13 protein-coding genes and 1 tRNA gene are annotated in these 15,307 nt (G+C 64.0%); 7 read left to right on the top strand and 7 right to left on the bottom strand.

The window, feature by feature from the left end; genetic code table 11:
* Nucleotides 1-146: 146 nt before the first annotated feature.
* Nucleotides 147-223 (bottom strand) — tRNA-Met (locus ABCP74_RS03380).
* A gap of 196 nt (nt 224-419) precedes the next feature.
* Between ABCP74_RS03380 and ABCP74_RS03375 the strand changes: the two genes are divergently transcribed.
* Nucleotides 420-1,193 (top strand): type III pantothenate kinase, encoded by a 774-nt coding sequence (locus ABCP74_RS03375; protein WP_343000738.1) that lies wholly within the window; start codon nt 420-422, stop codon nt 1,191-1,193.
* Nucleotides 1,194-1,382: 189 nt separating this feature from the next.
* Here ABCP74_RS03375 and ABCP74_RS03370 read toward each other — a convergent pair whose 3' ends face one another.
* The 3 genes from ABCP74_RS03370 to ABCP74_RS03360 all read right to left on the bottom strand — a co-directional run bounded on the left by ABCP74_RS03370 (nt 1,383) and on the right by ABCP74_RS03360 (nt 4,659).
* Nucleotides 1,383-2,084 carry a hypothetical protein gene (locus tag ABCP74_RS03370; protein ID WP_343000739.1) on the bottom strand — a complete coding sequence of 234 codons (702 nt, stop codon included), beginning with the start codon at nt 2,082-2,084 and terminating at the stop codon, nt 1,383-1,385.
* Nucleotides 2,085-3,812: a 2-amino-4-hydroxy-6-hydroxymethyldihydropteridine diphosphokinase gene (folK, locus tag ABCP74_RS03365; protein ID WP_343011733.1), complete on the bottom strand. Its 1,728-nt coding sequence runs from the start codon at nt 3,810-3,812 to the stop codon at nt 2,085-2,087.
* Between the two features lie 94 nt (nt 3,813-3,906).
* Entirely contained in the window at nt 3,907-4,659 is a 753-nt protein-coding gene (locus ABCP74_RS03360) for an NAD-dependent protein deacylase (protein ID WP_343000741.1), read from the bottom strand.
* Between the two features lie 136 nt (nt 4,660-4,795).
* Here ABCP74_RS03360 and ABCP74_RS03355 point away from each other — a divergent pair, with 136 nt between their 5' ends.
* Nucleotides 4,796-5,614 carry an exodeoxyribonuclease III gene (locus ABCP74_RS03355; RefSeq protein WP_343000742.1) on the top strand — a complete coding sequence of 273 codons (819 nt, stop codon included), beginning with the start codon at nt 4,796-4,798 and terminating at the stop codon, nt 5,612-5,614.
* Nucleotides 5,615-5,761: 147 nt separating this feature from the next.
* Here the strand turns inward: ABCP74_RS03355 and ABCP74_RS03350 are convergent, their stop codons facing one another.
* Genes ABCP74_RS03350 through ABCP74_RS03340 form a run of 3 tightly spaced genes read right to left on the bottom strand, consistent with a single transcriptional unit; the run spans nt 5,762 to nt 9,112 of the window.
* Nucleotides 5,762-6,475, bottom strand: a complete 714-nt coding sequence (locus tag ABCP74_RS03350; protein ID WP_343000743.1) for a DUF6580 family putative transport protein — start codon at nt 6,473-6,475, stop codon at nt 5,762-5,764.
* A gap of 4 nt (nt 6,476-6,479) precedes the next feature.
* Complete coding sequence (locus ABCP74_RS03345; protein WP_343000744.1) at nt 6,480-8,123, bottom strand: ABC transporter ATP-binding protein; 1,644 nt, start codon at nt 8,121-8,123, stop codon at nt 6,480-6,482.
* Nucleotides 8,123-9,112 carry an energy-coupling factor transporter transmembrane component T gene (locus ABCP74_RS03340; RefSeq protein ID WP_343000745.1) on the bottom strand — a complete coding sequence of 330 codons (990 nt, stop codon included), beginning with the start codon at nt 9,110-9,112 and terminating at the stop codon, nt 8,123-8,125. The genes ABCP74_RS03345 and ABCP74_RS03340 overlap by 1 nt, the downstream gene beginning before the upstream one ends.
* Nucleotides 9,113-9,208: 96 nt before the next feature.
* Between ABCP74_RS03340 and glmU the strand changes: the two genes are divergently transcribed.
* The 5 genes from glmU to gltA all read left to right on the top strand — a co-directional run bounded on the left by glmU (nt 9,209) and on the right by gltA (nt 15,287).
* Entirely contained in the window at nt 9,209-10,621 is a 1,413-nt protein-coding gene (gene glmU / locus ABCP74_RS03335; protein WP_343000746.1) for a bifunctional UDP-N-acetylglucosamine diphosphorylase/glucosamine-1-phosphate N-acetyltransferase GlmU, read from the top strand.
* 193 nt (nt 10,622-10,814) lie between these two features.
* Entirely contained in the window at nt 10,815-11,801 is a 987-nt protein-coding gene (locus tag ABCP74_RS03330; protein ID WP_055251541.1) for a ribose-phosphate diphosphokinase, read from the top strand.
* A gap of 244 nt (nt 11,802-12,045) precedes the next feature.
* Entirely contained in the window at nt 12,046-12,675 is a 630-nt protein-coding gene (pth, locus tag ABCP74_RS03325; protein WP_022094030.1) for an aminoacyl-tRNA hydrolase, read from the top strand.
* A gap of 372 nt (nt 12,676-13,047) precedes the next feature.
* Nucleotides 13,048-13,887 carry a sulfide/dihydroorotate dehydrogenase-like FAD/NAD-binding protein gene (locus ABCP74_RS03320; RefSeq protein ID WP_006235793.1) on the top strand — a complete coding sequence of 280 codons (840 nt, stop codon included), beginning with the start codon at nt 13,048-13,050 and terminating at the stop codon, nt 13,885-13,887.
* A complete protein-coding gene (gltA, locus tag ABCP74_RS03315) occupies nt 13,878-15,287 on the top strand; it encodes an NADPH-dependent glutamate synthase (RefSeq protein WP_022094914.1) in 1,410 nt (469 codons plus the stop codon). Before ABCP74_RS03320 ends, gltA begins: the two co-directional genes overlap by 10 nt.
* Nucleotides 15,288-15,307 lie beyond the last annotated feature (20 nt).

Here is a 15,307-nt window from a genome sequence, read left to right as displayed (position 1 = left end):
ATCTCAATCTGTAACACCTAGCCGCCCAAATCGGGTCTTGGTGTTACAGATCGAGATCTTTGATTGAGAGGCTGAGAATTGAACCGAAGAAACGATCCCGGGATAACAAAAAAGCTCGCCGGCTAGGCCGACGAGCTGCAAGTTCTTGGTCGCGGGGGCAGGATTTGAACCTACGACCTCCGGGTTATGAGCCCGGCGAGCTACCAGACTGCTCCACCCCGCAATGTCTGGGCGCCTCATGTGCGCAAGAAAGAATATTACGTGGGAGTTCGGTAAACGGCAAGGAAAATCTCGTAGAGCATAATTCCTTCATATTTAAACCCCTCAGTCCATATCACCGTAAACGAATCGCAGCCGAGCGCCGTCGGCGGCGCGTATACAATGGTGCGCGTCCTTTTACGCCGACACTGGGAGTGGACATGCTGCTCGCTATCGATATGGGAAACACGCAGACGGCCATGGGCCTGTTTGACGGAGACGAGCTGGTGCAGTCGTGGCGCATGCCCACCGACCGCTCCTATACCGCCGACGAGATCCATGTGCGCCTGATGGGTTTCTTTAAGATGTACGGCCTTTCGCTCGACGCGGTCGACGCGATCGCCTTTGCCGGCGTGGTGCCGCAGCTCTCGCGCGAGTGGCACGCCGTGGCCGACCGCATCGCGGCGGATGCCATCGTCATCGGGCCGCAGACGGCCGCCGTGACCAAGCTGCGTGCGGCGCGCCCCCAGGCCGTGGGCGCCGACCGCGTCGCCAACGCCGTTGCGGCCGAAACTTTCTACGGTGCGCCGGCGATCGTGGTGGACTTTGGCACCGCGACCAATATCGACGTCATCGACGAGGACGGCTATTACATTGGCGGAGCGATCGCGCCGGGCATCCGCATCTCCATGGACGCGCTTGCCGCCCGTGCCGCCAAGCTCGCCAGCGTGCCGCTCGAGGCGCCCGAGCACGCCATCGGCCGCGACACCGAGGAATGCATCAAGGTCGGCGCCGTGGTGGGCGCTGCCGCCATGGCCGAGGGCCTGGTTGCGCGCATGAAACGCGAGCTGGGCCGCGAGGATGTCACCGTTATCGCCACGGGCGGTCTCGCCGGCATCGTCGCCGATTCGACCGATGCCTTCGACGTGGTCGACGGGCAGCTCACCATCAAGGGCATCTGCGAAATCTACCGCCGCATGCAGGAGCTGGGATAGAGCAGGGGCTTAAGTCGAGCACGAGCGGCGAACTAGGCAACGCATCGGTCCTATTCCTCAAAATCGAAACTTTTTCAGTTTTGAGGAATAGGGCCGAGATACCTCCCTGCAGCCACACAAAAGCCCTCCTCGGTGCAGGCCGAGGAGGGCTTCGTTGTCATCGCTATCTTTGAGCGCTGGCGCCCCGCGCTACAGCCCGCGAATGCGTACGGCCTCGGGCGGAAACTCCTGCTCGCCGGCATCGGTCTTGATGGTCGCACGGCCCCAGATGTCCAGGCCCGCAAACACACCGACCGCAAGCGGCAAACCGCTGGGCGACACCGCCGCAACTTGGCGACCGAGCAGCGGCACCATGTCGAAGTACTCGCCCAGCACGGGGGCCAGCGGACCTGCGGCGCCCTGCGGCGTGTTGGCAACAACCGCCCAGGCGTCCACGCGGGTCAACACGGCGGCGGAAAGCGCCTCGACCAGCGCTTCGTCGGCCACATCCACACAAAGCTCGCTCAGCGCCGAACGCTCGATATCCACCGTTACGGCACCGAACATACCCGCAGCACCGGCGCCGCCGTTGACGGTGACGCGCGCGAACGACGTCTCAAACACAGGCGCACCGCACACGATGTCACTCGGCCACTGGATGCCCACCTTGCCGGCAAGGCCCAGGCCCGGCGTCGACGCCGTGCCCGCGAGCGCGTCCATCATGCCCATCGCCGCCACAAACGGCAGGCCGTGGAAGGCATGCATATTCACGTCCGGGCGCACGACCAGCGAAAACGTCAACGACGCCTCGCCCGCGCTCCAAGCGCACCAGCCCGCGGACACACCCTCGCGACCCGCGTCGCGCGCGGCGTCAAGCTCGGTGCCGGCGGCTACAACATTCATCTCAATCATCTACATACGCCCCAATTCGCCCACGATATGGCCCACGCGGTCCTCGGGCTCCTTGACCTCGACACCGTTGTAGCGGAAGAACCGCGCCGGGTCGTGCATCAGATCCTCGAGCGGCACCAGTACAAAGTCGCGCTCGCCAATGAGTGGATGCGGCAGGCGCAGCTTTTTGCCGCCATGGATCTCGCCGTCCATCCACAGCAGGTCCAGGTCGATGGTGCGCGGACCGTTGACCTTGGCCTTCTTGGAGCGGTCGCGCCCCAGCTCAGCCTCGATCTTCATAAGCTCGTCGAGCAGCACCAGCGGCGCCAGCTCGGTCTTGATCTCGATGACGGCGTTGGCAAACGCGTCCTGGCGCGTCTCGTAAGCCGGCTCGCTCTCGTAGATGCGCGAGCAGTTGGACACGCAGGTGAGCGGAATCTCGGCGATCATGTCGCGTGCGGCGCGGATGTTGTCGCAACGATGCCCCAGGTTGGAGCCCACGGCCACAAACGCGCGGCGCGGCTGCGGCTTAGCAACAGCCCAGTAACCGTTCAGGAACTGCGCAAAGCCCGCGACGTCGTGCACGCGCACGATGTTGGCACCGGCCTGGATAGCGCCCAGGCACACGCCAAACGTGGCGACATCGCGCTCGGCGGCCTCGGTCACGCCCGAGACAGCGCCCACGAAGCGCTTGCGCGACACGGCGCACATGAGCGGATAGCCCAGCGACGCCATTTTGGCGGTCTCGCGCTGGATGACGATGTCCTCGTTAGCCGTCTTGCCAAAGCCCGGGCCGGGATCGATGCAGATGCGGTCGCGCGACACGCCGGCATGGATAAGCGTGCGGGCCTGGTCGGACAGAAAGCCCATGACGCGGCGCATGATGGGCGCCGAATCGGGCAGGGTGAAGCGGCGGAGCTGAGAGGTGGGCACGTAGGCCTCCTCGCGGCGGGCGCTGCGGCGCATCATGGCCGCCAGGTGATCATTGGGCTCCGGCGCGGGCTCAGGGGTCGCGCCTGCCTCGGCAGCACGGGCGGCCTGCTCGGCGGCCGGTGCCTCCTGCTTCTGCTCGTCCGTAGGCTCGGGTGCAGGCTCCGGATCGCCGAACGGCAGCGAGGGCTGCACCACGCCACCCGGGAGCTTTGCCTCGGGCTTGGGCTCGCCCAGCAACTTGCCACGGCGACGGCGGGCAGGCTTCTCGGCCTCGCGCGCAGCCTCGGCGGCCGCCTCGCGCGCCTTTTCGGCAACAAACGCCGCGGCCGAGGTATCGAGCTGCACCGTTGCATGCGTGCGCGTGGGCACCGCGACCTCGCCGGCGTGCATCACGATGACGCCGCAGGTGCTCGTCGCGACAAACTCGACCATCTTGGGGTCGGTGAAGCCCGTCACGTCGTTGACGATCGAGGCGCCGCAGCGCACGGCAGCCTTGGCAACCGCCACGTGGCGCGTGTCGATCGAGACGATGGCGCCCTCTTTGGCCAGCGCGCGCACCACGGGCAGCACGCGGCGCGCCTCCTCGTCGGGGTTGACCGGGGTAAATCCGGGGCGCGTGGATTCGCCGCCCACGTCGATGATGTCGGCGCCGGCGTCGAGCATCGCCAGGCCGTACTCGATGGCGGCATCCGGGTCGAAGTGCTCACCGCCATCGCTAATCGAATCGGGCGTCACGTTGAGGACGCCCATGATGCGCGGGCGGTCAAAGCTGAGCTCGTACTTTCCGCACCGCCATGTCTTGCTATCGTTCGCCATGAACATCCTCCTAAAATGCCCGCGCCGCCGCGCTCGGGCGCAGGCGGCGGGGTTGCTTTGCAATCAGTCTTTCTATTGTATCCGCGCACACGGGCTAGAACGCAAACGCGGCCGCGATGTCGCAAGAAATCAGCAGGTCGGCATTTGCATCCTGATCGGTGGGAGCAAGATTGCAAATGGCCAGCGTATCGCCGGCAAAGTATCGCGTAAGGCCCGCCGCCGGATACACCACGAGCGAGGTCCCGCCCACAATGAGGGCATCGGCCGCGGCGATGGCGGCAACGGCGCCGGTCAGCACATGCTCGTCGAGCGGCTCCTCGTAGAGCACCACATCGGGCTTGATGCGCCCACCGCACACAGGACACACGGGTACGCCCGCGGCGTCCTCGTGCTCGCGCGAGCAAATCCACTCGGCGCTATAGACCGCGCCGCACGACTGGCAAATGTTTCGATGGACCGATCCGTGCAGCTCAAACACACGCTGCGAGCCGGCCATCTGATGCAGGCCGTCGATATTTTGCGTCACCACGGCATTTAGCTTTCCGGCGCGCTCCAGCTCGGCCAGCTTGGTGTGGCAGCGGTTGGGCTTGGCGCCAAGCGCGATCATCTTGGTGCGGTAGAAGTCGAAGAACTCGGCCGGATGCGCCTCATAAAAGCTATGCGAGAGCATGGTCTCGGGCGGATAGGCAAACTGTTGGTGATACAGGCCATCCACGCTGCGGAAATCGGGGATGCCACTCGCCGTGGAAACACCCGCGCCGCCAAAGAAGACCACGCGCTTGTGGGTGCCGAACAGCTCTTCCAGCGCGGCGGAGGCCTGCTTGGGATCCGTTATTGCCTGCGTCATATGAGTCCTCCGTCCTTGTTGGTCGGATGGCGGCGGGCGCTTGCCCGGCGCGCAGCCTTTGGGTCGACACGCGCGGAGCCCACCACCGCCCCTGTTGCGCTAATCTTAAGCCTGCCAACCCCGTCGAAAGGACACCATGCCTCAGACTTACACTTTCGCCTCGTGGAACGTCAACGGCCTGCGCGCCGTGCTCAAAAAGGACCCGAGCTTTATCCAAATCGCGCAAGAACTCGATGTCGATATCTTGGCGCTGCAGGAGACCAAGCTGCAGGAGGGCCAGGTCGATATTGACCTGCCCGGCTATCACCAAACCTGGAGCTACGCCGAGCGTAAAGGCTATTCGGGCACCGCAGTCTTTAGCCGCCAGGAACCGCTGCGCGTGCTACGCGCCGACGCACTGCTACCCTACGCCAGCGAGGGCGAGGCGGCCGAGCTCGTCGCCCAAGCCACAACCGAGGGCCGCGTCTGTGCGCTCGAGTTCGACAAGTTTTGGTTCGTGGATGTCTACACGCCCAACGCCCAAAATGAGCTCGCGCGCATCGATGTGCGTATGGCCTGGGACGATGCCTACCGCGGCTTTTTGAACGCGCTCGAGCGCGAGATCGGCAAACCCGTCGTAACCTGCGGCGACTTTAACGTGGCGCACGAGGAGATCGACCTTAAGAACCCCAAGTCCAACCGCGGCAACGCCGGCTTTTCGGACGAGGAGCGCGGCAAGTTTACCGAGCTGCTCAACGCCGGGTTTACCGATACCTGGCGCGCGGCAAACCCCGACGTCGAGGGCGTCTACAGCTGGTGGAGCTACCGCTTTAATGCTCGCAAGAACAACGCCGGCTGGCGCATCGATTATTTCCTGGTGAGCGACGCAGTCGCCGGCAATGTGCGCGACGCCGGAATCCGCGGCGACATCTTTGGCAGCGACCACTGCCCCGTCACCCTCACCCTAGAGTTCTAGCCCCAACTGACCCCCCGGGGACGGAGGAAAAGGGGTCATCTGACCTCGTCCCCCTATAAGTTGCGGTGGAATAGTTCCTGCTTCGGCCCCAAACAGCCAAAAACGAGAACTATTCCACCGCAAGTTCGTAAGGGAACGCAACCAGCCCTACAGTCCGTATTTCATGACAACACGCTTGATGCGGCGGCACCAAGGCTTGTAGAGGGCGGCCAAGAACACGCAGGTCGCGAGGCCGTGTGTGATATCGAACGGCACTGCCGTGGCAAGACGCGTCACGGCGCCCGCCCACGTGAGCGGCTGCACAAAACCGATGATGTCGTAGGCGTTGATTACCACGCCGTAGAGCAGGCCCGATGCAAAGCCGTACGCCATCAGCGCCGGCATGCGCACGGTTCCATCCGCACGGTCGAACGCGCCCGCATGCGCCAGCGCGCCGCCAACATAGCCAACCAGGCCCCAGGCATACATCTGCCATGGCGTCCACATGCCCTGTCCAAAAAAGAAGTTGCTGGTCAGCGCCGCCAGCGCACCGACCATAAAGCCGTTACGACGACCGAGCGTCGCCCCGGCGATAATGGCGATGGCACTCACAGGTTTAAAGTCGGGAATGGGGCCAAACAAGATGCGCCCCGCCGCGGCCAACGCCGCCAAAACCAGCGTTGGCATAATCTGGCGCAGGCCCGGTCGCGACGCCTCGTAGCCCGCAAAGAACAACGCAAGCGCCAGCGCCACCACGACAAGCATGGCAAGCGCCGCCTGCTCAACGCCCGCCAGCAACGCCGCGGCCATTACCGCCGGCACCGCCAGCAGCAGTGGGATCTCCAGTTTTGCTAGTAGGCGCGAGACGCAATAATCCGTCATCCCATCACGCCCTGTAGAACACGTTGTCGGCAAAAAAGTCGGTCGGCGGCTCCATGCAGGCAATCTCGCCGTCGAACATCATGGCAATGTCATCGGCAACCTGCTCGGCAAAATCCAGGTCGTGCGTGGCCATGATGACGGTGCCGCCAGCCTCTGCATGGTCACGCAGAGCGCGGGCAATGATGCGGCGGCTGGTCAGGTCCAAACCCTTGGTGGGCTCATCGAGCAATAGCAGCTCGGGGCCAATCAGAAGCAGCTTTGCCAACGCAAGCAGTTGACGTTGTCCGCCCGAAAGATCGTACGGGTGGCGCCCATCCAGGCCCGACAGCCCCAGGCTCGCCGCGCGCTCCCGCGCCACAGCCTCGTCATATCCGCAGGTCGAAGCCCATTCCATCAGCTCATCGCGCACCGTCTCGGCAACCAGCAACGCCTTGGGATTCTGAGGCAGCAGTGCAGCCGAGGCCGCCGCGCGCACCATACGACCACGCTGCAACTTGACCGTCTTGGCCAGCACCGAAAGCATTGTCGACTTGCCGCAGCCGTTACCGCCCACAACCGCATGCACCGCGCCAGCCGAAAACGACGCATCGAGCCCGCGCAGCACCCAACTGCCCGCGCGATCGTAGCGAAACCAGCTCCCTGCCAGGGTGGTAGCCGACCCAGCGTGCATTTTTTGGAGTATTCTGCTTCCATCCGTGCGCGGGAAGGCTTCCGAGCCGTTCTCGAGCGACGTTTGCGCCACAAATTCGGACGATTTGTCCAATTCCGAACTTTTTTTCGCGCTCGATACGTCCCCGGGCGGCTCCAGAGAGCCCAAATTGTCCTCACGCCTGCTGAATACTTTTTTATTTGCACATCGGATGGCACCCCACCCCAACATGTCATCGGAAAACAGCGATTCTCGGCGTCCCAAAGAAGCCATGTCCGCCACTTCGCGCACGCGACCGCCCTCAATCCGGTACGTACACGTCGCATACTCGAGCATCGGGCGCGGCTGATGCGTCGCCACGACAACCGTGCAGCCCAGCTCGCGGTTCACGCGAAACAGCGCGTGCAGAAAATTCTTCTCGGCAACGGGATCGAGCTGAGACGCGGGCTCGTCGAGCAGCAGCACGCGCGGGCGTAATGCCAGCACAGCCGCCAGCGACAGCAGCTGTTTGCGTCCGCCCGAAAGCGTATCGGTGTCGCGTTGGAGCCAATCTTCCAGCCCAAAGAAATAGCTGGTCTCAGCTACGCGACGGCGCATCTCATCACGCGCTAGCCCCAGGTTTTCCAGGCCAAACGCCATCTCGTGCCACACGGTTTCGCACACGATCTGGTTCTCGGGGTCCTGAAACACATAGCCCACACGCTCCGCGGACGCCCGGACATCCATGTCGGCAACGCTCTCGCCCAGCACGAACAGCTCGCCAGCGCATTCACCCGTCGGCGAAATCTCGGGCTTGAGCAGCGAGAGCAGCGTCGACTTGCCCGACCCGGTACCGCCAACGAGCAGTGCAAACGCACCTTGGGGGACAGACCAGTCGAGCCCGTCGAGCACCAGCGCCTCAGCCCCGGGGTAGGTAAAGCTCAGGCCCCGTACCTCAATCGCGGGTACATCAGAGCCGCACGCCACGCCCGTTACCGAGCAGCTATCCAACTGGGTCATCAGCCAAACCTCTTCTCGTCAATCGCGTACAGCACGCAGGGCAGCGCCATCCAGGCCGCATATACGACATAGCCCAGCCACGGCGCCGGCACCGATAGTTGCGGGTAAAACGAATACTGCGCCATCGCGGTCCACGCCACTGCCGTCGTGGCCACGCCAAACAGCGCAAGCCCAACCAGCGCGGCAACATCGCCGCGCCCCAGCCGATACCGCGCGTACGTCGTGCGGCGTGTCGCGGCGCCCCACCCACGGGAGCGCATGGCGTCCGCACGCTCCAGCGAATCCTCCATGCCCCAGCCCATCAGCACGCTCGATGCCCGCAGGCGCGAGCGCACGGGGTCGGCCGGCGCGCGGCCAGGCACATCAATCGCATCCTGCACCGCCAGCACCGTACGACCGCGACGCAAAAACTGCGGGATAAGCCGCATACACATCGAAATCATGAGCGCGATCACCGGCGCGGCGTTACCCAAAAGCGCAAGCACCTTGTCGTAGCCAAGCGTCGACGCCGCGGCCTCAAACCACAGTACGCTCGCCACAAACAGCCCGCCCATGCACAGGCCGTAAACCATGCTCTCCAGATACACCGCACGCATGCCAATACGGAACAGCTCCGTCGAGCCCGAGGCGCTAAACAGCGGATTGAGCACCGCGATGATCAAAATCACCGGCAGCTGCCAGCGAAGCGCCCCCAACGTGCGCGCGGCGCCGCGCGTCGCAAGCCCGTACGCCAACCCGCCCGCAAGCGACAGCGCAATCAGCACCGGTTGCATCGAGAACATGGTGAGCCCCAACGTCAGCACCATGTAGAGCGCCGGCACCGCCGGATGCGACATCGAAAATGCCGCGACGGGCTCGTTGCCCGATTCCTCTCGCATGATATCCACGGGCACCTCCCATCCCCTTGCGCAAAACGCCAACGCCGCAGCGCCGCCGCCATGCACAACCAGCGCAAACACCACGCCGGCGGCAGCGACATCGGCCGTCACGCGCCAATCGTTACGCGCTCATCATATGCCTGCGGTATCATATTGTGCCGTGTATCGTTTCCAAACACACGTCTCTATAACGTAACAGGAGATCACATGGACGCAACCGCAATTATCCTCGCCGCCGGCGAGGGCACCCGCATGAAGTCGAACCACTGCAAGGTTTCGCACAAGATCCTGGGTAAGCCCATGGTCCAGTGGATCGTCGACGCCACCATCAAGGCCGGCTGCAGCCGCGTCGTGGTCGTCATCGGCAGCCACGCCGACGAGATGCGCGCCCTTATCGACGGCGCCTACGCCAACAGCGCCACCAAGGTCGAGTGCGTCGAGCAGACCGAGCGCCTGGGCACCGGCCACGCCGTAAAGGTCGCGCTCGAGGCCTGCGGCATCACGCAAGGCCCCGTCGTCGTGCTCAACGGCGACCTGCCGCTCATCACCGCCGACACCGTCGCCAAGTTCGCGCAGACCGTCGCCACCGGCGAGCTCGCCTGCACCGTCATGACCATGACCCCGCCCGACCCCTTCGGCTACGGCCGCATCAAGCTGGGTGCCGACGGCCAGATCGAGCGCATCATCGAGCAGAAGGACTGCACGCCCGAGCAGGCCGCCACGCTGCTCGAGTGCAACGCCGGCTGCTACGCCTTCGACGGCGCTCAGCTTGCCGCGCATATCGACGAGATCGGCAACGACAACGCGCAGTCCGAGTACTACCTGCCCGACATGCTCGAGATCCTCAAGGGCCACGGCCAGGCGGTCTCCATCTTCCACTGTGACGACTACCGCGACGGCCTGGGCGTCAACAGCCGCATCCAGCTCGCGCAGCTCACCGCCATCGCGCGCGACCGCATCAACGAGCACTGGATGGCCGAGGGCGTTACCTTCATCGATCCCACGCAGGCCTGGATCGGCCCCGATGCCGTTATCGGCCGCGACACCGTCGTGTGGCCGCAAACGCACCTGATCGGCCACGTCACCGTGGGCGAGGAGTGCCAGCTCGGCCCCAACAGCCGCCTCACCGACACCACCGTCGGCAGCGGCTGCACCATCGATGAGACCATCGCCATCGAGGCCGTCATCGAGAACGGCGTCGACTGCGGCCCGCGCGCCTACCTGCGCCCGGGCACCCACATGCTCGACGGTTCCAAGGCCGGCACGCACGTGGAGATCAAGAAGTCCACGATCGGCGAGGGCTCCAAGGTTCCGCACCTGTCCTACATCGGCGACACCACCATGGGCTCCGGCGTCAACGTGGGCGCGGGCTCCATCACCTGCAACTACGACGGCGTTCACAAGCACAAGACCGTCATCGGCAAGGACGCCTTCATCGGTTCCGACACCATGATGGTCGCACCCGCTCAGATCGGCGACGGCGCGCTCGTTGCCGCCGGCTCCGTCATCACCGAGCCGGTCCCGGCAGACGCGCTCGGCCTGGGCCGCGCCCGTCAGGTAAATATTGAGGGCTGGGCCGCCGATTACCGCCGCCGCCTGCACGAGGACGACGAGGCATAACGTTTTACCAAGCACAAAAGGAGCTGTTCCCATGGGGACGGCTCCTTTTTCTATCGTGACCTGCGCGACCGGATGAGTGGTCGGTTCGTGTCCGTTGACGGTAAAGACGTTATCAAGACTCAATAAGCCCCGTCGCGCGGTTACAATGCAACAAGGCATCTATATGGCATTCGATGTATAAAGGAGAAGGGTAATGCCGATTAATGATCCCGAGAAGTCGGAGAATATGCGCAAGTCCATCCGCGTGTATTCCGGTTCCTCCAACCGTCCCCTCGCTCAGAAGATCGCTGAGTACCTTGGGGTCGAGCTTTCGGGCCTTACGCTAAAGCAGTTCGCCAATGGTGAGATTTACGCCCGCTACGACGAGACCGTCCGCGGCGCCGACGTCTTCCTGATTCAGTCCGTGGCCGGCGGCAACGTCAACGACATGCTCATGGAGCTGCTCATCGCCACCGACGCTGCCAAGCGCGCATCCGCCCGCTCCATCACCGCCGTTATCACCCACTACGGCTATGCCCGCCAGGACCGCAAGGCCGGCCCGCGCGAGCCCATCACCGCCCGCCTCGTCGCCAACCTGCTCGAGCGCGCCGGCGTCGACCGCATCATCACCCTCGACCTGCACCAGGGTCAGATCCAGGGCTTCTTTGATATCCCGGTCAACCACCTGTCCGCACTGCCGCTGTTTGGCCAGTACTACAACGCCATGAACTTCGACACCGACAACCTGGTCGTCGTCTCCCCCGACGTGGGTCGTGCCAAGGCCGCCAAGAAGCTGTCCGACATGCTCGGCTGCGACCTGGCCATCGCCCACAAGGGCCGTCCGCGCCACAACGCCGCCGAGGTCATGGGCATCATCGGTGACATCAAGGGCAAGACCTGCGTCATCAATGACGACATGATCGACACCGCTGGCACCCTGTGCGCCAACGTCAAGGAGCTCAAGGCCATGGGCGCTGGCGACATCTACGTCTGCGCCACCCACGGCATCTTCTCCGGTCCGGCCATCGAGCGCCTGAACGACGCCCCGATCGTCGAGTGCGTCGTCACCGACGCCATCCCCGTCGAGGTCGGCGGCAAGATTAAGACCATCTCGGTCGCCGAGGAGTTCGCTCAGGCCATCTCCGCCGTTTACCACGAGGAGCCCGTCTCCACGCTCGTCGGCGGCGACTTCGCACTGTAGTCGCTCGACCCTCGCATCCCTCCGGAAGCTCCGGACACACCTGCGGGGTTATCACGCGAACGTCCTCGCCGCTTTGCGGCTGCGGGATGTTCGCTTTGATAACCCCTCCCGGCGTGTCCGGGGCTTCCTGCTGTCTCGGGGCAGCTGTTTTCTGAAATGACTTTGCTGCAACCTTTCCTCGCCTTCGGCGGGCGTGGTAGCCTTTGTCGTTGACTGAACTTTTATGTGTAACGAAAGGACGAACATGGCAGCTGCACAGCCGCTTAAGATTCGCATGGTTGCCGGACTTGGCAACCCTGGCGATGAGTATGCCGAGACCCGCCACAACGCCGGTTTTAAGGCGATCGACGAGCTGGCCCGTCAGGCCGGCGTCACGTACTGGAAAAACCAAGCAGGCGCCGAGGTCGCGCTCATCAACATCAACGATGCCGAGGAAGAGAACGGCAAGCGCCAGATTGTACTGGTCAAGCCGCAGTCGTACATGAACACCTCGGGCGGGCCCATCTCCAAGCTCTGCCGCGAGTACAAGATCAAGGCCGAGGAGCTGCTCGTCATCCACGACGAGCTCGATATTCCCGCCGGCGACGTGCGTGTTAAGGTGGGCGGAGGCCATGCCGGTCACAACGGCCTGCGCTCCATCATCGACAAGATGGGCAGCCGCGACTTTAGCCGTATCCGCACCGGCATCGGCAACCCTCCCGGCAAGATGGCCGTGGCAGACTACGTGCTCAAGCAGCTGCGCGCCCGCGAAGCCGAGGATTTCCAGGACACCTGCGCCCGCGCCGCAGATGCCGCCGGTCTGGCCATCGTCCACGGCGTAATCTACGCCCGCGATCACGTAAACGGCGCCGCTTCCGCCAACGGCAAGCACTAAAACCTACCATTTAGAGATGTTTATTTTGGCAGGTTTCATCTGCGGAAACGCCGCGGCGGCTGCGTCGCAATAAACCCTGTGCCGCTATACATATGCAACGCTCCAAAGGGGGCCGGCCTCACCGAAGCGCGAGGCCGGCCCCCTTTGCCGTTTTGCCTGATAAAACCTGCCAAAATAAACCTCTCCCCCTTTGGCAGGTCGAAGTGGATAAACCCTGCTCCCAACCGCCGAAGACACACGTAAGTGACATGTCCATGAGGGTATAATTTGCACCGTATGTCTGCACAACGCCTGTGCGCGTACGGTTTTACTCGGGCTACCGTCCATTTCCGTGGAGGCACGGTTCGGCAGCCCTAACAAGAGAGGGGTTCTATGTATAAGATCCTGGAGAAGACGCAGTTCTCGGAGAAGGTGTTCAAGTTCCGCATCGAGGCGCCCGCAATCGCCAAGCATGCGCACGCTGGACAGTTCCTCATGGTTCGCGCCAACGAGACGGGCGAGCGCGTCCCGTTTACCCTGGCCGGCTGGAACGGTGACGAGGGCTGGGTCGAGTTCATCTTCATGGTGATCGGCAAGACCACCGAGATGCTTTCCACCTACGAGGCCGGCGAGTCGCTGCGCGACGTCGTGGGCCCGCTGGGCGTTCCCACCGAGATGGCCGAGGGCCCCTGCGCCGTCATTGGCGGCGGCGTCGGCCTGGCAATTGCCTTCCCGGTCGCCAAGCACCTGGTCGAGACCGGCCACGAGGTGCACGCCATCATGGGCGCCCGCACCAAGGACCTCCTGCTCATGGAGGACCAGTTCCGCGAGCTCCTCGACGAGGACCACATCCACATCACCACTGACGACGGCTCCTACGGCGAGCAGGGCGTTGTCACCGCTCCGCTGGAGCGTCTGCTGCAGGACAAGGCCGTGAGCCAGGTCTTCTGCGTCGGCCCCGTTCCGATGATGAAGTTCTCGACCCTCACCGCCCAGAAGTACGACACCCCCATCACCGCGTCGCTCAACCCCATCATGGTTGACGGCACCGGCATGTGCGGCTGCTGCCGCGTCGAGGTGGGCGGCGTGACCAAGTTCGCTTGCGTCGACGGCCCCGACTTCGATGCCACCCTGGTCGACTGGGATGACCTTCGTGCCCGCCAGGCCGCTTACCGTTCCGAAGAGGGCGAGTCCCTCAAGGCCTATGAGGAAAAGAGCTGCGCATGCCACTAGTTAACGGTCGTTTCGTTGCCGATATGAAGTCGCCCCGCACCCCCGATAACGAGGAGCCGGCTGCCGAGCGCGCCTGCGACTTCCGCCCCGTCGACAAGGGCTTCACCGAGGAGATGGCGCTGGCCGAGGCCGAGCGCTGCCTCAACTGCAAGAAGCCGTTCTGTGTTGAGGGCTGCCCCGTCAACATCAACATTCCCCGCTTTATCGAGCAGATCCGCGCGAAGGACTTCGGCGGCGCTCTCGATACCATCCGCGAGGACTCCATGCTTCCCGCCATCTGCGGCCGCGTCTGCCCGCAGGAGAACCAGTGCGAGGGCAAGTGCATCCGTGGTAAGAAGTCCGAGCCCGTGGCCATCGGCCAGCTCGAGCGCTTCCTGGGTGATCGCCCCGAGCTCGCCTCCACGCCCAAGATGGCCCCCAAGAACGGCAAGAAGGTCGCCGTCGTCGGCTCCGGCCCGTCCGGCATCACCTGCGCCGGCGAGCTCGCCCGTAACGGCTTTGACGTTACCGTCTTTGAGGCATTCTTCACCGGCGGCGGCGTGCTGGTCTACGGCATCCCCGAGTTCCGTCTGCCCAAGGCGGTCGTCAAGCGCGAGATTGACGGCCTGGAGGACATGGGCGTCAAGTTTGAGTACAACTCCGTCGTGGGCAACATGGCCACGGCCGAGGAGCTGTTCGAGCAGGGCTTCGACGCCATCTACGTGGCGACCGGCGCTGGCCTGCCCAAGTTCCTCAACGTCCCCGGCGAGAACCTGCCCAACGTCTTCTTCGCAAACGAGTACCTCACCCGCGTGAACCTGATGAAGGCCAACAAGTTCCCCGAGTACGACACCCCCACCAAGCACGGCAAGAACGTCGTTGTCTTTGGCGGCGGCAACGTGGCTATGGACGCCGTCCGTACCGCCAAGCGTCTGGGCGCCGAGCACGCCATCATCGCTTACCGCCGTACCGAGGACGAGATGCCCTGCCGTCGTGCCGAGCTGCACCACGCCAAGGCCGAGGGCGTCGAGGTTCTGCCGCTCGTTTCCCCGCTCGAGTTTGTCGCTGGCGAAGACGGCTCCGTGTGCGCCGTCAAGGTCCAGAAGATGGAGCTCGGCGAGCCCGACGAGTCCGGCCGTCGTCGCCCGGTGCCCATCGAGGGCGCCATCGAGGAGATCCCCTGCGACGTCGCGATCTCGGCTATCGGCACCAACGCCAACCCCTTCGCAAAGAAGATCGGCGGCAAGATGGAGCTCAACAAGTGGGGCTACATCGTCGCCGACGAGGAGACCGGCCAGACCACCGATCCCCGCATCTGGGCCGGCGGCGACATCGTCACCGGTGCCGCTACGGTCATTCTGGCGATGGGCGCTGGCAAGAAGGCCGCCGCTTCCATCACCAAGAGCCTGCTGGGCGAGTAATCACCCTCAGCGCTAGCCAT

It is taken from the genome of Collinsella aerofaciens, assembly GCF_039062315.1.
Classification (GTDB): Bacteria; Actinomycetota; Coriobacteriia; order Coriobacteriales; family Coriobacteriaceae; genus Collinsella; species Collinsella aerofaciens_BG.
The sequence above is the reverse complement of the archived record's forward strand: the minus strand, read 5'-3'. Positions and strand labels throughout refer to the sequence as shown.

Coding starts and splice junctions, on each gene's coding strand:
- ABCP74_RS03370 (WP_343000739.1), bottom strand. CDS start 2,084: ATGATTGAGATGAATGTTGTAGCCGCCGGCACCGAGCTTGACGCCGCG.
- ABCP74_RS03375 (WP_343000738.1), top strand. CDS start 420: ATGCTGCTCGCTATCGATATGGGAAACACGCAGACGGCCATGGGCCTG.
- ABCP74_RS03330 (WP_055251541.1), top strand. CDS start 10,815: ATGCCGATTAATGATCCCGAGAAGTCGGAGAATATGCGCAAGTCCATC.
- glmU (WP_343000746.1), top strand. CDS start 9,209: ATGGACGCAACCGCAATTATCCTCGCCGCCGGCGAGGGCACCCGCATG.
- pth (WP_022094030.1), top strand. CDS start 12,046: ATGGCAGCTGCACAGCCGCTTAAGATTCGCATGGTTGCCGGACTTGGC.
- ABCP74_RS03345 (WP_343000744.1), bottom strand. CDS start 8,123: ATGACCCAGTTGGATAGCTGCTCGGTAACGGGCGTGGCGTGCGGCTCT.
- ABCP74_RS03355 (WP_343000742.1), top strand. CDS start 4,796: ATGCCTCAGACTTACACTTTCGCCTCGTGGAACGTCAACGGCCTGCGC.
- ABCP74_RS03350 (WP_343000743.1), bottom strand. CDS start 6,475: ATGACGGATTATTGCGTCTCGCGCCTACTAGCAAAACTGGAGATCCCA.
- ABCP74_RS03360 (WP_343000741.1), bottom strand. CDS start 4,659: ATGACGCAGGCAATAACGGATCCCAAGCAGGCCTCCGCCGCGCTGGAA.
- folK (WP_343011733.1), bottom strand. CDS start 3,812: ATGGCGAACGATAGCAAGACATGGCGGTGCGGAAAGTACGAGCTCAGC.
- ABCP74_RS03320 (WP_006235793.1), top strand. CDS start 13,048: ATGTATAAGATCCTGGAGAAGACGCAGTTCTCGGAGAAGGTGTTCAAG.
- gltA (WP_022094914.1), top strand. CDS start 13,878: ATGCCACTAGTTAACGGTCGTTTCGTTGCCGATATGAAGTCGCCCCGC.